This window comes from Planktothrix sp. FACHB-1355, assembly GCF_014748295.1.
Lineage (GTDB): Bacteria > Cyanobacteriota > Cyanobacteriia > Cyanobacteriales > Aerosakkonemataceae > Aerosakkonema > Aerosakkonema funiforme_A.
Genome location: NZ_JACJUP010001333.1, coordinates 1 through 1,632, shown reverse-complemented (window position 1 = coordinate 1,632; position 1,632 = coordinate 1). Strand labels below are relative to the sequence as shown.

The window sequence follows — 1,632 nt, the reverse complement described above, 5'->3', positions numbered from 1 at the left end:
ACAATGGAACAAGTCGCATTTTTGGCGCAATCTACTGCCCAAGCTGCTGGCAACAGTCAAAAAGACCTTTCACAAATGGAAAGCGTCATGGGGCAGTTGGCATCAGCCACGTCTTCGATCGCCAATAAACTGGGCGTAATGAGCGAAAAAGCGAACAACATCAACAAAGTTGTCACCACCATCACTAAAGTAGCAGACCAAACCAACTTACTTTCCTTAAACGCGGCAATTGAAGCCGAAAAAGCCGGAGAATACGGAGCCGGTTTTGCTGTAGTAGCTAGAGAAATTCGCCGACTGGCAGACCAAACAGCCGTCGCTACTTTGGAAATCGAACAAATGGTCAAAGAAATGCAAAATGCAGTGGCTACAGGCGTCATGGAAATGGATAAATACAATAAATCCGTGACTGATAGCGTAGAAAAAGTAGGGCAAATAGGCGACCAAATGGCAGTGGTAATTGAGCAAGTACAGGGATTGATCCCGCGATTTGAAAGTGTCAGTCAAAGCATGGAAGAACAATCAGAAGGATCTGCACAAATTAGAGAAGCAATGTCACAATTAACCGAAGCATCCGAGCAAACATCTAGCGGACTCCGCGAAACTAACTCGGCGCTCAGTCAGTTAGATGAGGCAGCCCAAAGATTAAGACTGCAAATGGCTGCTTTTGGGAGTAATTGAGCCCGCTCTAGAAGCAGAGAGGAAAAAATGTTTTAATAAAAACAAACCAGGATAGAGCTTCTAAAATTTCCGCTCGTAAAAAGGAAAAATTTTCGGTTAAAAGGAGTTGAAAAATTGAGAGGCATAAAGTGGAAAAACGTATTACAATCACACAAACAATTTTAAACGACTGCTGGAATAAAATCGGTGTAGGCGGCGATCGCTCCTGTAAGGAACTCAAAACCTACATTCACTGCCGCAACTGCCCGGTTTATTCCGCTGCGGGGCGCGGCTTGCTGGAACGAGATGCACCAGAAGGCTACATTGATGAATGGACAAATTTATTTGCTCAAACTCAGCTTCCAGAAGGGTCATCTCAAAGCGAAAATACTAAAACTCAAGCAGTCATCATCTTTCGCTTGGGCGTAGAATGGCTAGCTCTGCCAGCTAACTTATTTAAAGAAGTTACGCCTCCCAGCGTCATCCACACCATACCGCACCGCACCAACAAAATATTACTGGGTATTGTGAACATTCGAGGCGAAATTCTCATGTGCATTTCCCTCAGCAACCTCTTGGGTTTAGAAATACCAGAAAAAAGCAAAAATTCTAAATCAAATCCCGTTGTCCAAGAACGGATGGTAGTAGTTGAAAAAAATGAGGAACGTTGGGTTTTTAGCGTCGATGAAGTTTCCAGCATTCAACGCTTTCACCCCCATCAATTTCGCCCCGCACCAGCAGTCATAACTCAATCCAATGAATCTTATACCAAAGCGGTGATAAATTGGCAAAACAAAAAAGTTAGTTATTTGGATGATGAATTGCTGTTTTACAACATAAACAGGAGGATAACGTGACAGATATAAGCGGTTACTCCATGCTGGATTTGTTCCGGATGGAAGTGGAAGCCCAGGCAGCAATATTAAACGAAAATTTGTTGGCGCTAGAAAACCAACCCTCCTCTGCAAAAGAACT

General features: G+C 43.5%; 2 protein-coding genes. Both read left to right on the top strand.

Going from position 1 to position 1,632, the window contains the following annotated elements:
* Positions 1-678: methyl-accepting chemotaxis protein (locus H6S82_RS32110; RefSeq protein WP_242057200.1), on the top strand; the 678-nt coding region annotated here is incomplete at its 5' end.
* 128 nt (positions 679-806) lie between these two features.
* Positions 807-1,514 carry a chemotaxis protein CheW gene (locus tag H6S82_RS32105; protein WP_322111914.1) on the top strand — a complete coding sequence of 236 codons (708 nt, stop codon included), beginning with the start codon at positions 807-809 and terminating at the stop codon, positions 1,512-1,514.
* Positions 1,515-1,632: the final 118 nt, after the last annotated feature.